Genomic DNA, 22597 nt, shown 5'->3' with positions numbered 1-22597 from the left:
GGGGCGCTCGGCCTCCGGGATTTGATCCTAGCACACGAAGTCCCGGCGGGGTCCGCGCGCCGCGCGGCATACTGCCGGGCGTGAGGACAGCTTGATCGCGTGGATTCTGGTGGGGGGGCGGCTGGTGGAGTCGCCACTGCTGCAGGCGTTGCCGCGTCCGGACGTGGTGATCGCGGCGGACGGCGGGGCGCGGCACGCGGCGCTGCTGACCGGGTGGGGGCTGAACGTGCCGGTGGACGCCTGGGTGGGAGATTTCGACTCGTCGGCCGGCTTGCGCCTGGACGCGCCGCGCGAGGTTCACCCGGCCGCGAAGGACGAGACGGACGCGGAGCTGGCCGTGCGGGCCGCCCGGACGCGCGGCGCGGCGGAACTGGTGTTCGTGGGGGCCTTCGGCGGGCGCTTCGATCACACGCTGGCGCTGGCGCTGCTGGCCCTGCGCCTGACGGAACGCGACGGCCTGCGCGTGACCCTGACCAGCGGGGACGAGTGGGGCTGGCCGCTGACGCCCGCCTCTGCCCTGTCGCTGGCCGCGCCGCCCGGCGCGACCCTGAGCGTGCTGGCCGTCTCCGGGCTGCGGGGCCTGAGCCTGGGCGGCGTGCGCTGGCCGCTGACGGAGGCGGATGTTCCAGCGGGGAGCGGCTGGACCGTCAGCAACGAGGTGCGGGGCGGGCCGGTCACCGCCTCGCTGCGGGAGGGCCGGGCGCTGGTGACCGTGCTGCCCACCCTGCCGGACTGAACCGACGGCGGCGGGAGCACCCCGAACCGGCATGCCCCCGCCGCTGCTCTGTGTCTACCGATACGGACTGCCGTTTGTTTCGCCAACAATCCGGAACTTCACCGGATTGCCGGCTCCACGGCCGGAACCCGTGTTGCTCCAAATCGCTTCGCTCGGACCCAGCGGGCTTTCCAGCCCATTCAATCGGAGTCCGTATGACTACTCCACCCCACCGCCCTCAGTTTGCGGGGCAGGCGTCCACGCCGGCGCGGGTGCCACGGGTGTAGCGGCAGCCGTAGGCCGGGTCGGCAATCACGGCGGGCGTGGTGACGTCGTCACCGGCAGGTTTGGCGCCCCCGGCTTCCCACTTCACGAGGTCGCCGAAGCCCTCGATGAGTTCGGCGGCCGTGAACTCGCAGTGCCCGGCGGCGCGGACCGCGCGCTGCACGAGGCGGTCGCCGTTGCCGGTGGCGGTGACGGCGGCGCGGTACAGCTGCTGGTGCTTGAACGGCACGTAGAAGTCGCCGGTGGTGTGCAGCGTCAGGACCGGGACGCTGATCTCGCCGTTCATGCGGGGCAGGGAGCGGACGCGGCCGCTGACGGCCGGGTTGGGGTCCTGGGCGGGGGTGACGCGCAGGATGCCGGCGTTGAAGGCCTTCTCGGCGTCGGTGGGGGTGGCGGCGGTCGTCCAGCGGTAGGTGGTGGCGGCGTTGCCGTAGATGTTGCGGGGCAGGACGCCGCTGACGGTGCCGTCGGAACCGCCGGTGCTCAGGACCGCTCCCTGGAGGGCGCCCACGCGGAAGCCCAGGTCGAACACGGGGCGGGGGCCGCCGGTGAGGTTGCGGGCGATCTCACGGAGTTTGGCGCCCTGCGTGGCGTTCTCCTGCCACAGCGCGCCGCTGGTGGACGTGAAGTTCGCGGTGAGAATGTCGGGCAGCAGGGCCTTGAAGGTGTCAGTTCCCTGCGGGAAGGCCTTGGGCCCCAGGCCGGCGAGGTGCGCGGCGACCAGGGTGTAGTCGCCCAGCCACTGGAACTCGTATTCCTCGTCCATGACGCCGCAGACCGGCATGGCAGCGGCGTAGGTCGTCTTGTTCCGGGCGGTCTGCGCGGTCTCCTTCTCGACGGCGGCCCCGGCGACGTGCCCGCCCATGCTGACGCCCATGATCAGGGTCTTGGTGGGCTGGGCGTACTTGCTGCCGGTCAGGCTGCTGAAGGCGTTGGCCAGGGCGTTGGTGTCCTCCACGCCGGCCTGCACGTCGTAGTAGTTGGCGCTGTAGGAACTGGCGGCCCAGGCGTACCCGAGGCTCAGCCAGTAGTCACGCAGGGCGGGCGCCTGGACTTTCAGGTCGGGGCCGTCTCCGGCGTAGCCGTGGGCGTACATGATCAGCTGTTTGTTCCAGTTGGCGGGCACCTCGATGGCGTAGGCGGCCTTGCCGCGCAGGGCGTCCATGGTGCCCTGGTACAGGTCCGCGCCGGGACGGGCGGTCAGGGTGGGGGTCACGGCCGTGAAGGTGCGGGTGTCCTGGGCGCGGAGTGCGGCGGGGGCGGTCTGCTGGGAGCAGGCGGAGAGGGCGAGGGCAGCGAGCAGGCTGGCGGTCAGGGAACGCATCATGGTGGAGCCTCCGGAAGTGCGCGCGCGGCGCATGTGAATTGTCTGAGTCGGAGGTGATGATAGCGCCTCGGCCGCCGCGCTCCGTGGGGGGTGGGGCGGCGACGGTCCGCTTCAGCTGGAACTATCCGGGGGACACCTGCGTACCTGAAGCCATGAGACAGAGTGGCGCAGGTCCGGAAACAGCACCCAACCTGAATGCAGGGGTGGGCGCGTGAAGCAGGGACGGGGTCTGGGGTGCGGCTGCCTGGGCTGCGGGGGGGGCACGCTGCTGGTGCTGGCGCTGCTGGGAGGACTGACGTGGTTCCTGGTGGTTCAGCCGGCGCGGTCGTTCCTGACGAACTGGCAGCCGCAGGCCGCGCAGAGCCAGCCGCAGTCGGGGCAGCGGCAGACAGGGCAGCCGGCCGGGGGCGGTGCCGGCACGCAGGCCGCGCCGCTCACGCGGGCGGAGGTGCAGCAGTTCGTGCGGGTGCGCCGGAAGGTGAGTGCCGCGATGGGCACTTCGTTCACGGGCGTGCAGCAGGTGTGGACCGACATTCAGAACGGCCAGAACCCGAACCTGCTGCAGGTGATGACGGTCCTGCGCGACGCGGGCAGCAGTGTGGGCGCGGCCCGGCAGGCGCAGGCGGCGGCGCTGGCGGCCGAGGGGATGACCCCGGCACGCTACGCGCAGGTGCGGGCCGGCGTGAACCGCGCGCTGGGCGTGCCGAACATCGATTTCGCGCAGGCGGCGCAATCGCTTCAGCGTGGGCAGCTGCCGGACCTGAACCGCGACGTGCAGACCGGCACGGCGCAGGAGCGGGCGCTGGTGCAGCCCTTCCAGCGGGAGCTGACCGACACGGCCGCGCTGGGCCTGCTGGGCCTGTAGAGGGCGCGGGGGCGGGGAACTCTGCTTCCCGCCTCGCCTGCCTCCGAGCCCCCGCACAGTCGGGGCGGGGCTTCATCGTTCGTTCAGGATCGCGGCGGTGGACAGGCTCACCGCGGGCTTCTGTGTGCCGGGGTCCGCACTTGCCTCACGGGCCTCCGCTAAGGTGAGCGTCATGAAGACTGAGCCTGTTTCTGCCGTCCTGCCCGCACCGACCGCGCAGTCCGAGGCGCTGTTCGCGCGGGCGCGCGCCGTCACGCCCGGCGGGGTGAACAGCCCGGTGCGGGCCTTCCGCAGCGTGGGCGGCACGCCGCGCTTCATTGCCAGCGCGCAGGGCGCGTACCTGACGGACGCCGACGGCACCCGCTACCTCGATTACATCGGGTCGTGGGGACCGATGATCCTGGGGCACAACCTCCCGGCGGTGCGCGAGGCAGTCGCGGACGCCCTGCAGTTCGGCACGAGTTTCGGCGCGCCCGGCGAGCGCGAGGTGCTGCTGGCCGAGCAGGTCACGCGCCTGACCGGCGTGGACCGCGTGCGTTTCGTCAGCAGCGGCACCGAGGCGACCATGAGTGCCCTGCGCCTGGCGCGTGGCGTGACGGGCCGCAAGTTCATCCTGAAGTTCCGCGGGAACTACCACGGGCACGCCGACGGCCTGCTCGTCGAGGCCGGGAGCGGCCTGATGACGAACGAGGGGCACCTGGGCGCGGCGGCCCCCAGCAGCGCGGGCGTGCCCGAGGAGTACGCGCGCCTGACGCTGGTCAGCGAGTACAACGACCCGCAGGCGCTCGACGCCCTGCTGGCCGAGCGGGGGCACGAGCTGGCAGCCGTGATCTTCGAGCCGGTCGTGGGGAACGCCGGGGTGCTGGTGCCCACGCCGGAGTTCCTGGCGGCGCTGCACCGCGTCAGGGACCACGGGACGCTGCTGATCGCCGATGAGGTCATGACCGGGTTCCGCCTGTCCCTGAACGGCGCGACCGGCCTGCTGGGCCTGCAGCCGGACCTGATCTGCTGGGGCAAGATCATCGGCGGGGGCCTGCCGGTCGGCGCGTACGGCGGCCGGGCCGACGTGATGGACTTCGTGTCGCCGCAGGGACCGGTGTACCAGGCAGGCACGCTCAGCGGGAACCCGCTCGCGATGGCCGCGGGGCTCGCCACCCTGAAGGCCCTGGAGAACGACCCGGGCCTGTACGCGCGGCTGGACGCCTACACGGCGCAGCTCGCCTCGGGCCTGAAGGCGGCGGCGCAGGCGGCGGGCGTGCCGGTCAGCGTGAACCGGGTGGGCAGCATGCTCACGGCGTTCCATCAGGACGTGCCGGACGGGAGCGTGCGCACGTACACCGACGCGGCCCGCAGCGACACGGCCGCCTTCGCCCGCTGGTTCCAGGGAATGCTGGCGCGCGGCGTGTACTGGGCGCCCAGCCAGTTCGAGAGCATCTTCGTGAGCGGCGCGCACGGCGACACCGAACTGAACGCCACGCTGGACGCCGCGCAGGCCGCGTACCGCGGGCTGGGAGCCGGCGCGTGACGCTCCTGACGCAGCCGGCGCAGATCGTGGACGTCCTGAACACCCACAGGGTCATCGCGGTGGTCGGCTTTCACCATGACAGCGTGAAACCCGCGTACTACGTCCCGGAGTACATGCACCGCCAGGGCTACACCATCATTCCCGTGAACCCGGCGCTGGCGGCGCGCGGCGAGAGTCACTTCGGGCAGAAGGCGGTCTCCACCCTCGCGGAGATCCCGGTGCCGGTGGACATCGTGGACGTGTTCCGCCGCAGCGACCGGGTCAGGTTGCACCTGCCGGACATCCTCGCCATGACGCCGCCCCCGAAGGTCGTGTGGATGCAGCTGGGCATCCGGGACGACGCCGTGGCCGCCGAGCTGAACAGTCACGGCATTGACGTGGTGCAGGACCGCTGCCTGCTCGCGGACCACCGCGCGCTGCTGTGACAGGGCGGGACGTGCTGGTGGTCGGCGCGGGCCTGGGCGGGCTGGCCCTCGCGCAGGACGCTGCCCGCGCGGGCCGGCGCGTGACGCTGCTGGACAAGGCGCGAGGCGTGTCCGGCCGGGCCGCGACGCGCCGCGTGACCCTCCCGGACGGGCCGGAGGTCCGCCTGGATCACGGGGCGCGGTTCTTCACGGCCCGCAGCGACCGCGCCCGCACCCTGGCCGAGGCTGGCGTGCGCGACGGCTGGAACGCCGTGTGGACGCGCGGCGTGGCCCGCTGGCAGGCCGGGCAGGTCACCCCGCCGGACGACGGCCACCCCCGCTACGCGCCCCCGGCGGGCATGAGCGCCCTGGGCCGCATCCTGGCGCGTGGCCTGGACGTACACACCGGCGTGACCGTCACCAGCCTGGAACGCCTGAACGCCACCCGGGGCGGCTGGCGGGTGCATTCACGCGAGGGGCATCACTGGGAGGCGGCAACGCTGATCCTGAACGTCCCGGCCCCGCAACTCACGGCGCTGCTGGGCACCCTGGACCCCGGCAGCCCCGACGCCGTCCCGGCCGTCCTGCGCGGCCATGATTCCGAGGGCGCGGCGCAGCGGGCCGCCGCCGTCACCTACGACCCCTGCTGGGCGGCCGGCGTGATCCTGCACCAGGACGTGCCTGCCGACTGGCGCGCCCTGCGGCCCGACCATCCGGTCCTGGAATGGATCGCGCGGGAGCACACCAAACGCCCGGACGGCGCGCCCCCCGCCCTGACGCTGCACGCCACGCCCGCGTGGAGCCGCGCGAACCTGGACCGCACGCCCGAGCAGGTGCTGCCGGACCTGCTGGCCGCCGCGCAGGCCATCCTCGGCCCGCTGGACGTGGCGCAGGCCTTCGCGCACCGCTGGCGCTACGCCATTCCGGCCGTCACCGCCCCCGGCCCCTGCCACTGGGACGCCGCGCTGAGCCTGGGCTGGTGCGGCGACTGGTTCACGCCCGACCCGCACGGCCCGCGCGTGGAAAGCGCGCTGCTGAGCGGCTGGGCCCTGGCGCGGCGCGTGACCGGCACCTGATCGCAGCCCCTCGGGAGCAGCGGGGGCCGTCCGGGGGAAGGCGGACCCCGGCGTTCCGCCCGGACGGAACGGTCGGGGTAAACCGTTCAACCGCCGTCCGGATCATACGGACTGCCGTTTGTTTCGCCGACCATCCGGAACTTCACCGGATTGCCGACTCCACGTCCGGAACCCGCCCAGCTCCCACTCGCTTCGCTCGGACCCAGCGGGCTTTGCAGCCCATTCAATCGGAGTCCGTATCAGTCGGCGCTGACCGCTTCGCGTGCCGGCACGCTGGGCAGGCCCAGCATGGCGTGCACGCTGGCGCTCCAGCCGTCGTCGTCCAGGGTGCGCCAGTGGTGCGCCCACTGCCAGCGGCGGTAGGCGTCGGCAGCGGCTTCCAGGCCGTCCTCGGTGCCCAGCAGGGGGTTGGCGGGCGGGGTGCCCAGGTGGTGGCGGGTCAGGCTGCCTTCCAGGTCCGCGAGGGTCCGGGGACCGAACGCGAAGGACACGCGGCCCCCGCTGACCCAGCGGCGCAGGTCGTCCTCGGGCGGCAGGGCGTACAGGATCAGTTCGCCGCCGGGGTGCGCGTCGCCCGGCCCGGTCAGGGTGAGGCCCGGCACGTTGTCACGCAGGTACGCGGCGATGGGGCCAGTGGCGTGCGCGGCCGCTCCGGCACGCAGGTGGTCCATGGCCGCTTTCGGGTTCAGGCGCGGGTAGGGCTGCGGGGCGGGCGGCGCGTCCAGCCGCAGGGGGGCCGGGGCGCGCAGCGCCTGCCCGTGGAATTCCAGGCGGGTCTGGCCGCGCCACTCGCTGCTGACCAGCTGCGCGGCCAGGTCGCGTTCGCCGGGCGTGTCGTCGGTCTCCCCGAACTTGATGCCGCGCAGGCCCGCCACCTTGAACTGCAGGCTGTTGCCTTTCTTGCCGACCAGTCGGGTGTCGGTCAGGGTGTCGCGCAGGTGCCACAGCGGCAGCGGGTGGCCCTCCCCGAACGGTTCGAAGGAGGCGGCCTCCGCCAGCAGGTCCAGTGAGGCGGCCAGGGCGGGCAGCGGCGCGTCAAGCCGCACGCGGGGGTGCGGGGTGGGGAACTGCCGGGTGTAGGCGTGGATGCGGTCCCGGAACGCGCCGATGTTGGCCGGGTCGATGGAGAACCCGGCGGCGCCGGGGTGCCCGCCGTAGCGTTTGAGCAGGTCGTGGCTGAGGCGCAGGCCCTGCACGGCGCTGATGCCGGGCGTGCTGCGGACCGAGCCCTTGCCCTGCGCGATGATGTACACGGGTCTGTGGTACGTCTCGAGCAGTTTGCTGGCCACGATGCCCATCACGCCGGCGTGCCAGTCGGGGTGCGTGACGACCAGCGCCGGGTCGGCGGGGTCGGCGATGGTCAGGGCCTGCGCGAACATGTCGTCCTGCAGCTTGCGGCGTTCCAGGTTGCGGATTTCCAGGTACTCGGCGAGGCGGGCGGCCTCGTGCGGGCTGCGCTGCGTGAGCAGGTCCAGGGCGACGTCGGCCTCCCCCATGCGTCCGGCGGCATTGATGCGCGGCGCGAGAATGAACGCCACGTCCCGCGCGGTGGGTCGGCGGACCCGGCCGGCGTCCAGCAGGGCGCGCAGGCCCGGCAGCTGGGTGTCGGCCAGGGCGTCCAGTCCGGCGCGGACCAGGGCGCGGTTCTCACCGATCAGGGGGGCCACGTCGGCCACGGTGCCCAGGGTCGCCAGCGCCGCGTAGGGCCGCGGTTCCGGCAGGCCGAGCAGGTCGTTCACGGCCCACAGCAGGTGGTACGCCACGCCGGCGCCGGTCAGGTTGTGCAGGTCGTGGTCGAAGTCGGTGGTCAGGTGCGGGTGCACGACCAGCGCGTCCGGGAATTCGTCGCCGGGCGCGTGGTGGTCGGTCACGATGACCTGCGTGCCGTGGTCCAGCAGCGCGCGGATCTCGGCGTGGTTGGTCACGCCGCAGTCCACCGTGACGAGCAGGTCGCAGGCGGCGGCGTGCTCCTCGACCCTGTCCGGGTGAACGCCGTACCCCTCGTTCAGGCGGTGGGGGATGAAGCCGTGAACGTCGGCGTCCAGGTCCCGCAGGCCCAGGATCAGGGTGGCGGTGGCGCTCACGCCGTCCGCGTCGTAATCCCCGTGAATGCGGATGCGTTTGCGTTCGCGGATGGCCTGCACGATCCGCGCGGCCGCCTCGCGCAGCGCCGGGTTGGGCGTGAGGGTCAGGGGCGGGTCGAGCAGCGCGGCGCTCAGGCCGCGGCCGCTCAGCACCTGCGCCAGCGGCGGCGAGACCCGCCACTGCCGCATGGTGTCCAGCAGCGCCTCGCGGCTGGCAGGCGGGGCGAGCAACCAGTCGGGCGTGGCAGGGCGGGTCACGCGGGCTCCTGCTCGGGGGCCGGGTCGGGCGCAGCGGGAAGCATGGCGCCCAGACGGGCCTGCAGGGTAGCGGTCAGGCGGTCCTCGGCGGCGCGGCGTTCACGGGCTTCCCACTGGCGGCGCAGGCGCTCGCGCCACAGGCCGGGCAGCAGCAGCAGCGCGGTGAACAGGGCGCCCAGCAGCAGGAACAGGCTGACGCTCACACCGACCGACACGGTCAGTTCGCCCCGCCCGAACGGCAGGGGCAGGCGCACCAGGGCGGGGTTCTCCAGGGTGAAGAGCGCCAGGTAGGCGGCGGTACCGAGCAGCAGCAGCACCTGAAGGAAGGAAACGAGGCGCATGAGGGTCAGTCTAGCGCGCGGGCCGCGGCGGGAAAGGAAGGTGGCCTGCGCCGCGCGGCGTGCTTCCTGGCCGCGGCGGGGCAGACGTGAAGGCGGCCCTCCGCCAGGGAGGGCCGCCAGGCACCGGGGGTCAGCCGGTGGGGGAAGTCAGGGTCAGAAGAAGAACTTCACGCCGGCTTTCGCGCCGAAGTTCAGGCCGCTCTTGTCGCCGGCGTTCAGGCCGGTGCCGTACCCGTTGTTGCTCAGGTAGTACTTGCCGTTGCCCTCGACGTAGGCGGAGATGCTATCCGTGATGCGGTAGTCGGCACCCAGAACGGCATTGACGTACACGTCGGATTCGTTCTTGGTGGTGTCGCCACGCTTCTGGCTGCTGGTCAGGCCCAGGCCGGCGCCGACGTAGGGGGTCAGGTTGCTGCCGGTGCTGACGTCGTAGGTGGCGCTCACGTCGCCGCTCACGGCGTTCCAGCCGGGCTGGTAGTCACCGGCGACGCGCACGCCGACCGGGCCGATCACGTTGCTCTTGCCGATCACGGCGCCGCCGCTGAAGCAGTAGCCGACGGGCGTCTTCTTGCCGTCGACGCTCAGGCACTGGGTGCCGGTGCCGCTGCCCTTCACGCCGCCGTTCACGCCCACGTACAGGCCGCGCTCGGCCATGGTGGCGGTGGGGGTGGGCTCGCCGATCACGACCGTCCCGGTCGTGGGGGTGGGCTGGGTGGTCACGGTGCCGCTGGCGCTGGTACCGGCCGGGCCGGCAGGGCCCTGGGGACCGGCGGGACCCTGGGGACCGGCCGGGCCAGCCGGACCCTGGGGACCGGCGGGGATGTTGCGGATGGCCGCCTCGAGCGCGTCGATGCGGGCGTTCAGCGCGGCGGTATCGGCGGTGGCAGCGCCGGTGCCCATGCTCTCGATCTTGGCCTCGAGCGCGTCGATGCGGGCCTGCTGCTCGGCGGTGAGTTTCTCGAGGTCCGTCACGCGGCTGGCGATGGCGGCCAGCTCGGTGCTGACTTCCTGCATGCCGTTGGCGACGGTGGTCATGTCCTGCTGGCTCAGGCCGCAGTTGCTGAGCGCGCCGGTCTGAAGGGCGCGGTAGAAGATCAGGGCCGCTTCGTAACGCGTGAGGTTCTGGTTGCCGCGGTAGGTGCCGTCGGGGTAACCCTGGATCAGGCCGCACCGCACGATCCGGTCCACGGCGTCCTTGGCCCAGTGGCCGGCGGGCACGTCACTGAGGGTGACCTGTGCGGGGGCGGCGGTGGTGGTGGCCGTCTGGGCGCTGGCAGCGCCGAGGCTCAGGGCCAGGGTGGACGCGATGATCAGTGATTTGCGCATGATGTTCTCCTTGGTTCGTTCGGCTGCGGGGGGAGGGGGGGCAGCGCCCTGGCCCGTTCCCGCTTTCCTACTGTTCACCGTAGGCACCAGCAGTGAGTGATTTGTGAATTTCTGTACGGTTACCCTTGCGGTCAGGTGCGCCCTTTCCGACAATTCCGGGATTTCCCTTGATTGTGAGAAGCTGATGACATACGGGTCATCTGGAGTGAGAACGGCTTTGGGCGTCAGTCACGTCCAGCAGGGCAGACAGATGAGAAGCCTGTCGGAACGCCAATGCAGACCCCTCATGAGTAAAGTCTCATGGACCGGGGCGCTCCGGAAGCCCGCCGGGTGCTGGCGGAACCGCCCCCCCCCGTATACTCGCCGCATGAGTCAGATTCATGTCCGCGCACAGCCCGGAGACGTCGCCCCCTACGTCCTGCTGCCCGGCGACCCCAACCGCGCCCGCCACATCGCCAGCACCTACCTCGAGAACGCCCGCGAGTACACCAGCCACCGGCAACTGCTGGGCTTCACCGGCACCTACCAGGGCGTGCCGGTCAGCGTGCAGACGACCGGCATGGGCTGCCCCAGCGCCGCCATCGTCACCGAGGAACTCGCGCGGCTGGGCGCCCACACCCTGATCCGCGTCGGCACGCTCGGCGGCGCGACCCCCAGCGTCGCGCCGGGCGACCTGGTGATCGCCACGGCCGCCGTCCCCAACGACGGCACCACCCGCCAGATGCTGGGCGGCGCGCCCTACGCCCCCGCCGCCAGCTTCGAGGTCGTGGAGGCCAGCGTGAAGGCCGCCCGCGAGCACGGCGCGCCGCACCACGTGGGCCTGGTCATGACCGAGGACGCCTTCTACGCCAGCACCCCCGAACACGCCCGGCTGTGGGCCGGCCGGGGCGTGCTGGGCTTCGAGATGGAAGCCAGCGCCATCTTCCTGATCGCCGCGCAGCGGGGCCTGCGGGCCGCGTGCCTGACCGCCTGCAGCAACGACATCGGGGACCCGCAGCTGGTCCCGGACGACGTGCTGGCCGCCGGGGTGGACCGCATGGTGCGCGTGGCCCTCGACGCCATCGTGACGCTCGCCGCTGCCGACGCCAGCTGACACGGGGACCCGCAGAGCCAGCAGGCGCCACGCCCGCCCCCGGCGTGGCGCTGGCAACCCGCTGCGCTGGCGGGGTGTCAACGGAACAAACGGAATCCGTCGCACTCCTCCACGGCGGGGCAGCCCTCCGAGTCGCATCCGCCCGGACCCAGCGGGCTTTGCAGCCCATTCAATCGGAGTCCGTATCACCCGGCCCCGTTCCGGGACAGGCCGGAGCCGGACGCGGGCGGTGACGGGCGCGCCGCATGGCGGCAGCGGGGGCGGGGGGCGGCGCGGGCCGTGGCGGCGCGGGCTGTGGCAGGATGATTCCATGACGCAACTCGACGAACTGGAATTCAACAACGTGCAGATCGACCAGCATGGCCCCATCGCCGTGCTGACCGTCAACCGCCCCCGGGCGCTGAACGCCCTGAACGCCGACACGCTCTCGGAGATCGCGCAGGCCGTGAACATGATCATCGAGGACGCCGAGGTCGGCGCGCTGATCATCACGGGCGGCGGCGAGAAGGCCTTCGTGGCCGGCGCGGACATCAGCGAGTTCGGGGACCTCGAAGGCGTGTACGACGGCCGCGAACTGGCGCTGGCCGGGCAGGACGTCATGCATCAGATCAGCAGCCTGCCCATCCCGGTGATCGCGGCCATCAACGGCTACGCACTCGGCGGCGGGCTGGAACTCGCGCTGGCCTGCGACGTGCGCGTGGCGTCCACGGGCGCCCGCCTGGGCCTGCCGGAGACGGGCCTGGGCCTGATCCCGGGGTTCGGCGGCACCCAGCGCCTGCCGCGCCTGATCGGCACGGGCCGCGCCCTGGACCTGATCCTCACGGCCCGGCAGGTCAAGGCCGACGAGGCGCTCGCCATGGGCCTCGTGAACTACGTGGCCGACAACGCCCTGACCAAGGCGCGCGAGGTGGCCGAGGCCATGCTGAAAAACGCGCCCATCGCCGTGTCGCTGGTCAAGGAAGCCGTGCGGCGCGGTATGGACACCACCCTGGAAGGTGGCCTGGAGATCGAGGCCGACCTGTTCGGCATGACGGTCGCGACCAAGGACTTCCGCGAGGGCGTGGACGCCTTCTTGAACAAACGCCCGGCGGAGTTCCAGGGTGAGTGAGAAGGGCGGCCCCTCCGGCAGGAAGGGCAGCGAGCAGAAGTTCCGGCTGAGCGTCGAGAGTGGCGTGGTCAGCGACGTGGTCGGCCGGAACGAGGCCGGGCGTGACGGGACCGCGCCGGCCCTCCCGAACGGCCAGCGCGTCGTGGAATTCACCACGCCGCGCGCCAAGCTGATCGAGGAGGCCAACCAGGCGATCCGCGCCGACCTGGCAGCCTTTCCCCGTGCGCTCGCCGCGTACGAGGCGCTGCGCAGCGACCCGGAGGCCCTGGCACACTGGGACATGGCGAACTACATCACCATGCGCAAGCTGGGATACAACGACCACGGGCGCGTGCACGCCTTCATCACGGGCGCGGCGGGCATGGCGATCACGGAACTGCTGCTCGACGGGGGCGTGAAGCCCGACCTGATGGACAGCGGCGTGGGCGACCCGGACGACGTGTTCCTGACGGTGATCCTGGGCACCATGCTGCACGACATCGGCAACCAGATTCACCGCGCCGGGCACGAGGCGCACGGCGTGGCGCTGGCCCTGCCGATCCTGGACCGCATCATGGGGCCGCTGTACCCGGACCCGTTCAAGCGCACCAAGGTGCGTTCATTCATCCTGGGCGCCATCAACTGCCACGACCTGAACCCGGCGCCCCTGACGGTCGAGGGCGGCATCGTGGCTGTCGCGGACGGCACGGACATCACCAAGGGCCGCGGCCGAAAGGCCTTCAGCCTGGGCAGCGTGGACATCCACTCGATCAGCGCGCTGGCGGTGGATCAGGTCGTGATCGAGAAGGGCCGCGACAAACCGGTGCTGATCAGCGTGACCATGAACAACTCCGGCGGGATCTTCCAGGTCGAGGAGATCCTCGCGCCGAAGGTCATCCGCACGCCCATGCGGCGCTTCGTGGAGTTGCGGGCCACCACCCGCCCGCAGGGCGACGAGCAGATCCTCTCGCGCGTGCGGCTGGACGGCGACCACTTCGTGATGGACCTGGAAAACGGCGAGCAGGTCGAGGTGGAGGTCATGGACTCGCAGAAGCAGGCGCAGCAGGCCGTCACCGAGAACCTGGGCCTGAGCAGCGACAGCCGCTGAAGCAAGGCCGGAGAGGAGCCTCCCTCTCCGGCGGGCTCGGCGGTCTGCCCGGACGGTGCGGGTCCTGTCCGCTGTGTCGCTCACCCCTGGTTCCGCAGTGCGAATCCGCCCGGACTGAACGGGGGTTGCCCACCATTCAATCCGGGGGCCGGGTTACCGGTCGGTGCCGGGAAGCGGGGTGGTGCGGGCCGGGCCGCCGTCCACGCCGCCGCTGCGCTGCGCGCCCTCTCCCCCGCTGGCGCGGCCTCCCAGGTCACTGTCGCCGTCGTTGTTCGGGGTGCCCTGCCGGTCCTCGAAATCATGGCCGCCCAGCACGCCGTCATTGAAGCCCGGCTGGTCGTTCGGGTTGGTGGTGTCGCTGCTCGCGGCGCCGCGCAGCAGGCTCTCGGCGGTCATCTTGTCCTGCAGGAGCTCGCCGGTGGTGCCGTCGTCGCGGACCTCGCCCTCCGGGGCGTAGTCGGAATCGTTCTTGCGGGTCATGCCGGCAGCGTACCCGGCGGCAGCTGAAGGTAGGTGGGGACGGGCGTGGGGCCTTCTTCATGTACGCCGGGCGCGTCGGCTCACACGTACCTTCACAGCGGCAGGCTCTATACTTGACTGTCTATGACGAAAGCACGCATCACCATGACCCAGCGCGGGTATGACAAACTGCTCGAAACCCTTCACTTCCTGAAGACCACCAAACGCGAGGAAATTTCCGAGAACATGGGCCGCGCCATCGCGGACGGCGACCTGCGCGAAAGTGCCGCCTACGACGAGGCGCGCATGCAGCAGTCCGAGAACGAGGCCCGCATCGCCGAACTGGAAAGCCAGCTGGAACGCTCGGTGATCATCGAGGAGGACAGCAGCGGCGGCGCCGGGCTGGGCGCGAAGGTCACCGTGAAAGACGCCAAGGGCAAGGAACACAAGTTCGAGCTGGTCGGCACCTACGAGGTGGACGTGCTCAAGGGCAAGATCAGTGACGCCAGCCCCATCGGCAAGGCCCTGGCCGGCCGCAAAGCCGGTGAGAAGGTCACGGTGCAGCTGCCCAAGGGCAACGCCGAGTTCGAGATCCTGGCCGTCGACTACTGATGGGCTTCGCTTGAACGGTGTGCGGGAACCGTTCAGGCCGAGCGAAGCGACCCGGAGAGCGGCGCCGCAGCGTGGAAGCAGAACGGACTGCCGGGCGTGGCGCTGGCCATCCGGTGGCCGTTCCGGATGAGCAGGACTCCGGCTGTCTGGTGCGCCCCGACCCGTCACCGGTCGGGGCGTTCTGCCGGCGCCTGATACGGATTCCGTTTGTTTCGCCTACAATCCGGAACTTCACCGGATTGCCGACTCCACGTCCGGAACCCGTTTTGCTTCCACTCGCTTCGCTCGGATTGAACGGGCTTTGCAGCCCATTCAATCGGAGTCCGTATGAGACGTCAGGGGCGGGGTTTCAGCGCCGGTATGCGCAGTCCTCCCCGCCCGTCCCAGCCCTTGAACGCGTAGAACCGTCCGGGCTCCCCTGTCTTCAGGAAGTCGCTCAGGGGTTCACGCATGGGCGGCGACTCGATCAGGTCCAGCGCCTCCTCCAGCGTGCAGAACCGCGCCTCCACGATGAAACCGTCCGGGTCGGCGGGGTTCAGCAGGCCGTCCCAGGTGGCCTCGAACGCGACGGCGATGGCGCGCTCGCCACGCCGCTCGTCCTCGATGTGCACGGTGTACGCCATGTGCTTGATGCCCGTGAGCTTCAGGCCGGTTTCCTCGAAGATCTCGCGGTACAGCGCTTCCGGGAGGGTCTCGCCGGGTTCCACCACCCCGCCGGGCAGGGTGTGGCGCACCCGGCCGTGGCCCTGCCAGTCGTTGCCGACCAGCAGCACCCGCCCGGCGCGGTCACGGAGGATGCCGGCGGCGACCAGCAGGTCACGCCGCGCCATGCTGTCCCTCCTGCCCCTGCATGTCCATGAGCTGCAGTTCCCGCTGCGCGCGGGCCAGGGCCGCCACGACCGGCGCGAGGTTCCCGGCGATCACACTGTCGAGCGGGTGGTTCTTGTCGTCGCCCTCGAGCCGGTGGTCGGTCACGCGGTTCTGCGGGTAGTTGTACGTGCGGATCTTCTCGCTGCGGTCTCCGCTGCCGACCTGCGCGGCCCGCTGCGAGCGTTCGCGTTCCTCACGGGCGGCCCGTTCGCGTTCCGCGAGGCGCGACGCGAGCACCACCAGCGCCTTCTCGCGGTTCTTGATCTGCGAGCGGCCGTCCTGGCAGACGACCATGATCTCGTCGGGCGTGCCGGCGCGGTACACGGCGCGCACGGCCGAGTCGGTGGTGTTCACGCCCTGCCCGCCGGCGCCCTGCGAGCGGAACACGTCGATGCGGACCTCGGACAGGTCGAGCTGCACCTCGGCCGCCTCCGCCTCGGGCAGCACGGCGACCGTGACGGTACTCGTGTGGATGCGGCCCTGGCTCTCGGTGGCGGGCACGCGCTGCACGCGGTGAACGCCGCGCTCCCAGCGCAGCGCCCGGAACGCGCCGTCCCCCGTGACTTCCGCCACCACCTTGCTGGCCCCGCCCAGGTCGCTCTCGTTGGCGTCCAGGACGTTCAGGCGCAGGCCCGCACCCTCCGCGTACCGGGTGTACATGCGCAGCAGGTCCATGACGAACAGACCGGCCTCCGCGCCGCCCGCCCCGGCGCGCAGCTCCAGGATCACGTCCTTGGGGTCGTCCGGGTCGGTGGGCAGCAGCAGCACGACCAGTTCGGCCTCGATCTCCTGCAGGCGGGCCTCCAGGGCCGGGATCTCGCTGGCGGCCAGTTCGCGCATGTCCGGGTCGGTCAGCAGTTCGCGGGCGCCGTCCAGGTCGGACTGCACGCTGTCGCGTTCGCGCAGCAGCGTCACCAGCGGCAGCAGTTCACGGTGGCGGCGGGTCAGGCGGGCGTACTCGCGGGTGTCGGCCAGCGCGGCCGGGTCACCCAGGGCGCGCTCGACCATGCCGAACTCGGCGGCCAGTTCGGTCAGGCGGGCGCTCATGCGGCCCCCGGCGCCGCGTCGCGTTCAGCTGCGCCCTGATTCCGGGGAGCGGCGTCCGGGCCTGGCGTTGGTCGCCCGGCGTGGTGAAAGGTGAACGGAACAGCGGAACGCGGCGTCATGGGGACCGGACCTGACACGCCGGTCCGGGCGGACAGGGCCGGTGCGGACAGAAGGTGAACACGGGAAACATGCACGCAGTCTAGCGTCCCGGCCTTTGTGGCACCGAACCGTTCCGCCGGCGTCCTTGGGCATTTCGATTGAAAGGCTTCACGTTCAGCGTTGCGGCGCCCCTCCCCTCACCTATCCCGGCCGGCCCGGGCGCGGCGGGACGGACGCTACAGTCGGACGCATGAGAACCGTGACCGTGGGCATGCTGGGCTGTGGCACCGTGGGCCAGGACGTCCTGAACCTGATCGAGCGTCGCGAGGCGATCTTCGCGGACCTGGGCGTGCGCATCGAGGTGGTGGGCGTCCTGGTGCGCGACACGACCCGCGAGCGGCGCGTTCCGGCCGGGACGCCCCTCACCACCGACCCCGCCTTCCTGCAGGAGTGCGAGGTCGTGATCGAGGCGATGGGCGGCGTGCAGCTGCCCATGACCATGCTGCGCCCCTACCTGCGCTCCGGGCGGCCCGTCATCACGGCCAACAAGGCGCTGCTGGCCGAATGCTGGGACGAACTGCGCGACCACGCCCTGAACGGCAAGCTGTACTACGAGGCGTCCGTGATGGCCGGCACGCCCGTCATCGGCCCCATGAGCACCGTGCTGCGCGCCAGCACCTTCACGCGCCTGCAGGCCGTCCTGAACGGCACCTGCCTGTACATCCTGACCCAGATGGAAGGCGGCAAGGACTACGCGCAGGCCCTCGCCGAGGCGCAGGCGCTCGGGTACGCCGAGGACCCGCCCACCCTGGACGTCGGTGGCTTCGACACCGCCCACAAACTCACGGTCCTGGCCCGCTTCTGCGCCGACGGGAACTTCCGGTACGACCGCGTGCAGGTGCAGGGCATCGAGCACATCACGCAGGCCGACATCCAGGCCGCCCGCGCACGCGGCGAACGCATCAAACTCGTCGCGGAACTCGAGGCGGTGAACGGCGAGTGGCAGGCCCGCGTCGCGCCGCAGTCCCTGCCGGAAACGCACGCGCTGTGCACCGCCGGCGCCAGCCGCAACGCCATGGTGTACGAGGGCGAGGAATGCGGCACCCTGATCTTCGCCGGGGGCGGCGCCGGCGGCATGGTCACGGCCAGCGCCATGGTCGGCGACCTGCTCGACCTGCTCATCGGCTTCCCCGGACACGTCCCCCTGCACTGAACTGGGCGCAGGGCGCGGTGAAGAACCACCCCGCCTCGCCGCGCCCCGCAAACGGATGACACGGACCCGGATTGAACGGCTTTGTAAGCCATTCAATCGGAGTCCGTATTACCCGTCGTCGCGGTCGTCCTCGTCGAGTTCCACGTCGTCCACGTCCTGGTCGTCGGCCCAGTCTTTCAGGACGTTGGTGCGGCGCAGGTCGTCACGGGGCGCGGCGAGGCGGGCGTTCTCGCGGTCCTCGCCGCTCATGACGCCCTGCGCGCGGGCCAGGACGGGCAGGTCGCCGGGCTCCTGCCCGTAGCGTTCGGCGAGGTACGCGGCGACCCACGCGCCGAAGTACCACAGGGCCAGCGCGGCGGGGTAACCGACGGCGCCGTCCGGGTACGGCACGTGAATGATCTCGTCGATGCGGCTCTCGAGGATCTCGCGGGCCAGCAGCAGGGTGTCGTCGGCGTCCCCGAGGATCAGGGCGACCTTGGCGTCGCCCTTCTCGTGTTGCGCCTCGAAGGCGCCGGTCACGAAGGGCAGCGGGTCGCCCAGTACCGGGATGCTCAGGGTCTTGCCGGTGCGGGCCAGCAGCTGCTGCCAGGCGTGCGGCATGGCCTCGGCCTCGGGCGCGGCGAGCAGCAGGGGCGTGCGGCCCCACAGGCTCCAGGCGAGGTCGCGGGCAGGGTTGTTCTCGGTGACGTGCGGGGCGCAGCGCGCGGCGAGGTCGGCCAGCAGGGCGTCGGCGGCGGCGGCCTCGTCGCTGTGGCCGCTGGCGTGCGCGACGAACTGCGCGAAGTGATACGTGGCGAGCGGCCCGCCGGGGACCAGCACGTCGATCTCCTCGGGGGTGCCGCCGGTGGCGACGCGGCGGGCGTTCGCGCCGGCCACGACGGCCAGGTCGGCGTAATCGGTGGCGAGGGCCGTGGCGTCGGGGCTGCCGAGCACGAACTGCGTGCCGCCGCGCGTGAGACTGCTGGCAATCAGGGTCTGGGCGATGGCGGCGGCCAGGGCGCCCTCGCCCACGCCGACCAGGCCGTAGGGGGCCTCGTCGGGGCGGGCGGGACCGGCGTACGAGCCGGGCAGCGTTTCGAGCAGGGTCAGGAGGTTGATCGGGGCACTCATGCGTGACAGCGTACAGGGCGCACGGCGCACGGGTGGGAACACGGGCCACGGTCGACCGGCCGGCGACGGGGGCGGCCGAGGTGGAAAAAGAGTGCCGTGGACGCCGTTTCCTGCTTCACGTCCGCTTAACCTTGCGTGCTAGAATCCGGCGCGTGCGACTCCAGACAATCCCGCCAAGGCGCCTGCGCGTGACGGGCGGACCCCTGAACAAAAACACCACCCGCAGGGGTGGCGTTCATGGATCTTATGGTGCACTCGACTGGACTCGAACCAGTGGCCTTTGGCTCCGGAGGCCAACGCTCTATCCACCTGAGCTACGAGTGCATAGCTCGCGTACCCTAGCACTTCGCATGAAGGAGATCAAGTGAACAAGAAGAAATTCGTGAACGTCATGCTCGGCGTTCTGGCCCTGCTGCTGATCGTGGGCATGGCTTACCAGTTCACCCCGAACGTCGGGGAGCTGTTCAACCGCAAGACCGGCACCCCCGCCCTGACCGTGAACGGCGCGACCGTCACCGTCGAGGAACTCGAAGCGGCCCGCCGCGCCAACCCCGTGCTGGCCAGCACCGATACCGGCGTGCTGGGCGACGACTTCAAGACCTTCGTGGTGGCGCAGCAGATCCAGCAGACGCTGGTGAAGAACGCCGTGAAGGACATCCGCGTGAGCCGCGCCGACGTGGCCGCCAAGGTCAAGGAGGTCCGCGAGGCCAACCAGCTGACCGACAACAAGAAATGGACGGACGCCCTGCAGGGCGCGGGCCTGACCGACAGCTCGTACCGCGAGCAGGTCCGCCAGAGCCTCGCCATCGAGCGCCGCGTCGACGAGATCAAGAAGGGCGTTCCCGCCGCGACCGACGCGGAACTCCGGGCGTACTACGACCTGAACACCGACAAGTTCCAGACGGACGCCCGCATTCAGGGTCGCCAGATCGTCGTGGCCGACAAGGCCAAGGCGCAGGCCCTGCTGAAACAGGCGCGGGACGGCGCGGACTTCGCCGCGCTCGCCAAGGCCAACAGCAGCGAGTTCGCCGACCGTGGCGGCGCGCTGGGCCCCATCGAGAACGGCGTGCCGCGCCCCGTGGCGCAGGTGGCGCTGCCCGCCGAGGTGGGCGCGGCCGCCTTCGCCCTGACCGACGGCGGCCTGACCGACGTGACCGAGAGCGGCGGGAAGTTCTACATCGTGAAGGTCGAGAAGTACCTGGCCCCCGCCCCGAAAGCCTTCGCGGACGCCAGGACCGACATTGCGGCGGCCGTGAACGAACAGAAGAAGAACGCCGCCGTGGAAGCCTGGGTGGCCGGCCTGGAAAAAGACGCCAAGGTGGAATTCAAGGACCTGAACTGGAAGGTCGAGGACCCCACCGTGGCGACCATCGCCGGGCAGAACATCCCGTACTCGAAGGTGATCGAGCAGGTCGTGAACAACCAGCAGTTCACGTCCCTGCTTCAGCAGGTGCAGCCCGAGCAGGCCTCGCAGCTCGTGAACTCGATCCTGAAGCCGCAGGTGGTGCAGCAGCTGCTCGCCGGGTACGCCGCGCCCACCATCGCCGAACGCCTGAAACTGAACCTGACCGGTACCCGGCAGGAACTCGCCGCCGGAATCGCGGCGTACGGCGCGCGGAACGTGAAGGTCACGGACGCCGACATCAGCGACTTCTACACGCAGAACAAGGCGCAGTTCCAGACGCCGGCCAGCGGCACGGTCCTCGAGGCCAGCTTCAAGGATCAGGCGGCCGCGCTGGCGTTCCGCAACAGCTACGACGGCAGGGCGGACTTCGCCGCGGCGGCCGGCAAGGCGGGCGGCACGGTCAGTGAGCGTGGGAACGTGACCGCCGGCGACGGCAAGCTCAGCGAGGAACTGAACGCCGCCGTGTTCGACGCCCGCAGCCTGCGCGACGCGGGCGAGGGCAGCCTGAGCGACCCGGTGAAGGTCGGTGCGCGCTACTCGGTGGCGTTCGTGACGGACCTGAAACCCGCCGCGACCCAGCCGCTGAGCGCCGTGCGCGCCCAGATCGAGTCCCAGGTCCTGGCCCAGAAGAAGAGCGGGGAAGGGCAGAAGTTCCTGGACGCCCAGGTGGCCAGCCTGAAACCGAAGGACAACCTCAAGACCGTCCTGGCCGCCCAGCAGAAACGCGTGGAGGCCGCCGCACCCAAGGCCGCTCCCAAGACCGAGGACAGCAGCGGTCAGGACAGCAAGGCGCCCGCCACGGACAGCAAGACCCCGGCAGGCAGCAGCGACAGCGCCGCTCCCCCCGCCGACAAGTAATACGGACTCCGATTGAATGGGCTGCAAAGCCCGTTCAATCCGAGCGGAGCGAGTGGGAGCAAAACGGGTTCCGGACGTGGAGTCGGCAATCCGGTGAAGTTCCGGATTGTCGGCGAAACAAACGGAATCCGTATAATACGGACTCGGAGAGCTGCTCCGCAGAGGAGGAGCTGGGCGGGTTCCGGACGTGGAGTTGACAGATCGGTGGTGTTCCGATCTGTGAACGAAACAAACGGCAGTCCGTATAACGCCGGCAAGCCCCACGGACCCGGACGCCACGGTCTACCAGAACCGTTCCGTCCGGGTGGAGGCGCGCAGGTGTGCCGCAGTTCCCCTGTTCCGGCCCCGCCCCGTGCGGGGCTTTTTCGTGCCGGCCGGTGGCCGCGTCGGCCTGTTGCGGGCGGCGCCCGCTAGAATCACGGGGTTATGCCGCGTGTCTTTTCAGGAATCCAGCCGACCGGTGAGCCTCACATCGGGAATTACTTCGGGGCCATGCGTAATTACGTGCGGCTGGGCGAGGAGTTCGGGAAGAACTCCATCTACTGCGTGGTGGACCTGCACGCCATCACGAACCCCGCGTCCTTCGAGCCGGCCCTGCTGGCGCAGCGGACCTTCGAGATGGCCGTCGCGAACTTCGCGGTGGGCCTCGACCCCAGCCGGGTCACGTTCTTCGTGCAGTCGCACGTGCCGGAGCATCAGGAACTGTCGTGGATCTTCACGACCCTGACGCCGGTCGGTGAACTGGAACGCATGACGCAGTACAAGGACAAGTCCGAGCAGCTCGAGAGCGTCCCGGCGGGCCTGCTGATGTACCCGGCCCTCATGGCCGCCGACATCCTGCTGTACAAGGCGGACACCGTGCCGGTCGGTGAGGACCAGACGCAGCACATCGAACTGACGCGCGAGATCGCCCGGAAGTTCAACCACGCCTTCGGGGAGACCTTCCCGGAGCCCAGGGCCGTGTACAACAAGCAGGCGCTGCGGATTCCCGGCGTGGACGGCAACGGCAAGATGGGCAAGAGCAAGGGCGAGAGCAGCACCATCGGGATTCTGGAGCCGCTGGACGCCATCTGGCAGAAACTGCGCGTGGCACCCACCGACCCGGCCCGCGTGCGCCGCACCGACCCCGGCAACCCGGACGTGTGCCTGATCTTCGACTACCACAAGCTGTTCAGCGGCCTGGACACCATTCAGACCGTGGACGCCGGGTGCCGCACCGCCGGGATCGGCTGCATCGACTGCAAGAAGACGCTGCTGGCCGGCATGACCGAGCACCTGAGCCCCATTCACGAGCGGGCCGAGGCGCTGAAGGCCGACCCGGACTTCGTGCGTGACGCGCTCGCGCAGGGCGCGAAGGAAGCCCGCGCCGTCGCCCGGCCGATCATGGAGGAAGTGCGCGAGAAGGTCGGCTTCCTGAAACTCTGAGTTCC

20 protein-coding genes and 1 tRNA gene are annotated in these 22597 nt (G+C 70.8%); 12 read left to right on the top strand and 9 right to left on the bottom strand.

What is annotated here, in order from left to right; all coding sequences use genetic code 11:
• Positions 1-91 precede the first annotated feature (91 nt).
• Positions 92-736: a thiamine diphosphokinase gene (locus ABDZ66_RS12795; RefSeq protein WP_343759552.1), complete on the top strand. Its 645-nt coding sequence runs from the start codon at positions 92-94 to the stop codon at positions 734-736.
• 217 nt (positions 737-953) lie between these two features.
• Here ABDZ66_RS12795 and ABDZ66_RS12790 read toward each other — a convergent pair whose 3' ends face one another.
• The gene (locus ABDZ66_RS12790; RefSeq protein WP_343759550.1) at positions 954-2327 is read right to left on the bottom strand and encodes an alpha/beta hydrolase family protein; all 1374 of its coding nucleotides are present in this window, start codon (positions 2325-2327) and stop codon (positions 954-956) included.
• 211 nt (positions 2328-2538) lie between these two features.
• Here ABDZ66_RS12790 and ABDZ66_RS12785 point away from each other — a divergent pair, with 211 nt between their 5' ends.
• The 4 genes from ABDZ66_RS12785 to ABDZ66_RS12770 all read left to right on the top strand — a co-directional run bounded on the left by ABDZ66_RS12785 (position 2539) and on the right by ABDZ66_RS12770 (position 6197).
• Positions 2539-3192: a hypothetical protein gene (locus ABDZ66_RS12785; RefSeq protein WP_343759548.1), complete on the top strand. Its 654-nt coding sequence runs from the start codon at positions 2539-2541 to the stop codon at positions 3190-3192.
• 172 nt (positions 3193-3364) lie between these two features.
• Positions 3365-4717, top strand: coding sequence for a glutamate-1-semialdehyde 2,1-aminomutase (gene hemL, locus ABDZ66_RS12780; RefSeq protein WP_343759546.1), 1353 nt, complete (start codon positions 3365-3367; stop codon positions 4715-4717).
• Positions 4714-5142 (top strand): CoA-binding protein, encoded by a 429-nt coding sequence (locus ABDZ66_RS12775; protein WP_343759544.1) that lies wholly within the window; start codon positions 4714-4716, stop codon positions 5140-5142. Before hemL ends, ABDZ66_RS12775 begins: the two co-directional genes overlap by 4 nt.
• Positions 5139-6197, top strand: a complete 1059-nt coding sequence (locus ABDZ66_RS12770; protein ID WP_343759542.1) for an NAD(P)/FAD-dependent oxidoreductase — start codon at positions 5139-5141, stop codon at positions 6195-6197. The genes ABDZ66_RS12775 and ABDZ66_RS12770 overlap by 4 nt, the downstream gene beginning before the upstream one ends.
• 239 nt (positions 6198-6436) lie before the next feature.
• On the opposite strand, the gene ABDZ66_RS12765 is transcribed toward ABDZ66_RS12770, so the two are convergent.
• The 3 genes from ABDZ66_RS12765 to ABDZ66_RS12755 all read right to left on the bottom strand — a co-directional run bounded on the left by ABDZ66_RS12765 (position 6437) and on the right by ABDZ66_RS12755 (position 10206).
• Positions 6437-8470, bottom strand: coding sequence for a single-stranded-DNA-specific exonuclease RecJ (locus tag ABDZ66_RS12765; protein WP_343760316.1), 2034 nt, complete (start codon positions 8468-8470; stop codon positions 6437-6439).
• A 65-nt stretch (positions 8471-8535) separates the two neighbouring features.
• Positions 8536-8880, bottom strand: coding sequence for a hypothetical protein (locus ABDZ66_RS12760; RefSeq protein WP_343759539.1), 345 nt, complete (start codon positions 8878-8880; stop codon positions 8536-8538).
• Positions 8881-9033: 153 nt separating this feature from the next.
• Positions 9034-10206 (bottom strand): S-layer homology domain-containing protein, encoded by a 1173-nt coding sequence (locus ABDZ66_RS12755; RefSeq protein WP_343759537.1) that lies wholly within the window; start codon positions 10204-10206, stop codon positions 9034-9036.
• Between the two features lie 367 nt (positions 10207-10573).
• Here ABDZ66_RS12755 and ABDZ66_RS12750 point away from each other — a divergent pair, with 367 nt between their 5' ends.
• The 3 genes from ABDZ66_RS12750 to ABDZ66_RS12740 all read left to right on the top strand — a co-directional run bounded on the left by ABDZ66_RS12750 (position 10574) and on the right by ABDZ66_RS12740 (position 13494).
• A complete protein-coding gene (locus tag ABDZ66_RS12750) occupies positions 10574-11299 on the top strand; it encodes a phosphorylase family protein (protein ID WP_343759536.1) in 726 nt (241 codons plus the stop codon).
• A gap of 310 nt (positions 11300-11609) precedes the next feature.
• Positions 11610-12407 (top strand): enoyl-CoA hydratase-related protein, encoded by a 798-nt coding sequence (locus ABDZ66_RS12745; RefSeq protein WP_343759532.1) that lies wholly within the window; start codon positions 11610-11612, stop codon positions 12405-12407.
• Positions 12400-13494, top strand: coding sequence for a phosphohydrolase (locus ABDZ66_RS12740; protein WP_343759530.1), 1095 nt, complete (start codon positions 12400-12402; stop codon positions 13492-13494). The genes ABDZ66_RS12745 and ABDZ66_RS12740 overlap by 8 nt, the downstream gene beginning before the upstream one ends.
• Before the next feature lie 153 nt (positions 13495-13647).
• Here the strand turns inward: ABDZ66_RS12740 and ABDZ66_RS12735 are convergent, their stop codons facing one another.
• Positions 13648-13974 (bottom strand): hypothetical protein, encoded by a 327-nt coding sequence (locus ABDZ66_RS12735; RefSeq protein ID WP_343759528.1) that lies wholly within the window; start codon positions 13972-13974, stop codon positions 13648-13650.
• A gap of 123 nt (positions 13975-14097) precedes the next feature.
• Here ABDZ66_RS12735 and greA point away from each other — a divergent pair, with 123 nt between their 5' ends.
• The gene (gene greA, locus ABDZ66_RS12730) at positions 14098-14565 is read left to right on the top strand and encodes a transcription elongation factor GreA (protein ID WP_343759526.1); all 468 of its coding nucleotides are present in this window, start codon (positions 14098-14100) and stop codon (positions 14563-14565) included.
• Between the two features lie 335 nt (positions 14566-14900).
• Here the strand turns inward: greA and ABDZ66_RS12725 are convergent, their stop codons facing one another.
• A complete protein-coding gene (locus ABDZ66_RS12725) occupies positions 14901-15395 on the bottom strand; it encodes an NUDIX hydrolase (protein ID WP_343759523.1) in 495 nt (164 codons plus the stop codon).
• The gene (prfA, locus tag ABDZ66_RS12720) at positions 15382-16482 is read right to left on the bottom strand and encodes a peptide chain release factor 1 (protein ID WP_343759519.1); all 1101 of its coding nucleotides are present in this window, start codon (positions 16480-16482) and stop codon (positions 15382-15384) included. Before prfA ends, ABDZ66_RS12725 begins: the two co-directional genes overlap by 14 nt.
• 349 nt (positions 16483-16831) lie before the next feature.
• Between prfA and ABDZ66_RS12715 the strand changes: the two genes are divergently transcribed.
• Positions 16832-17794: a homoserine dehydrogenase gene (locus ABDZ66_RS12715; RefSeq protein WP_343759516.1), complete on the top strand. Its 963-nt coding sequence runs from the start codon at positions 16832-16834 to the stop codon at positions 17792-17794.
• Positions 17795-17902: 108 nt separating this feature from the next.
• Here the strand turns inward: ABDZ66_RS12715 and ABDZ66_RS12710 are convergent, their stop codons facing one another.
• Positions 17903-18904 carry an SIS domain-containing protein gene (locus ABDZ66_RS12710; RefSeq protein WP_343759514.1) on the bottom strand — a complete coding sequence of 334 codons (1002 nt, stop codon included), beginning with the start codon at positions 18902-18904 and terminating at the stop codon, positions 17903-17905.
• A gap of 247 nt (positions 18905-19151) precedes the next feature.
• Positions 19152-19228, bottom strand: a tRNA-Arg gene (locus ABDZ66_RS12705).
• 40 nt (positions 19229-19268) lie between these two features.
• On the opposite strand from ABDZ66_RS12705, the gene ABDZ66_RS12700 reads away from it, so the two are divergent.
• Both ABDZ66_RS12700 and trpS read left to right on the top strand, forming a co-directional pair.
• Entirely contained in the window at positions 19269-21167 is a 1899-nt protein-coding gene (locus ABDZ66_RS12700; RefSeq protein WP_343759512.1) for a peptidylprolyl isomerase, read from the top strand.
• Positions 21168-21593: 426 nt separating this feature from the next.
• Entirely contained in the window at positions 21594-22592 is a 999-nt protein-coding gene (gene trpS, locus ABDZ66_RS12695) for a tryptophan--tRNA ligase (protein ID WP_343759510.1), read from the top strand.
• Positions 22593-22597 lie beyond the last annotated feature (5 nt).

The sequence above is a fragment of the Deinococcus depolymerans genome, from assembly GCF_039522025.1.
GTDB lineage: Bacteria > Deinococcota > Deinococci > Deinococcales > Deinococcaceae > Deinococcus > Deinococcus depolymerans.
The sequence above is the reverse complement of the archived record's forward strand: the minus strand, read 5'-3'. Positions and strand labels throughout refer to the sequence as shown.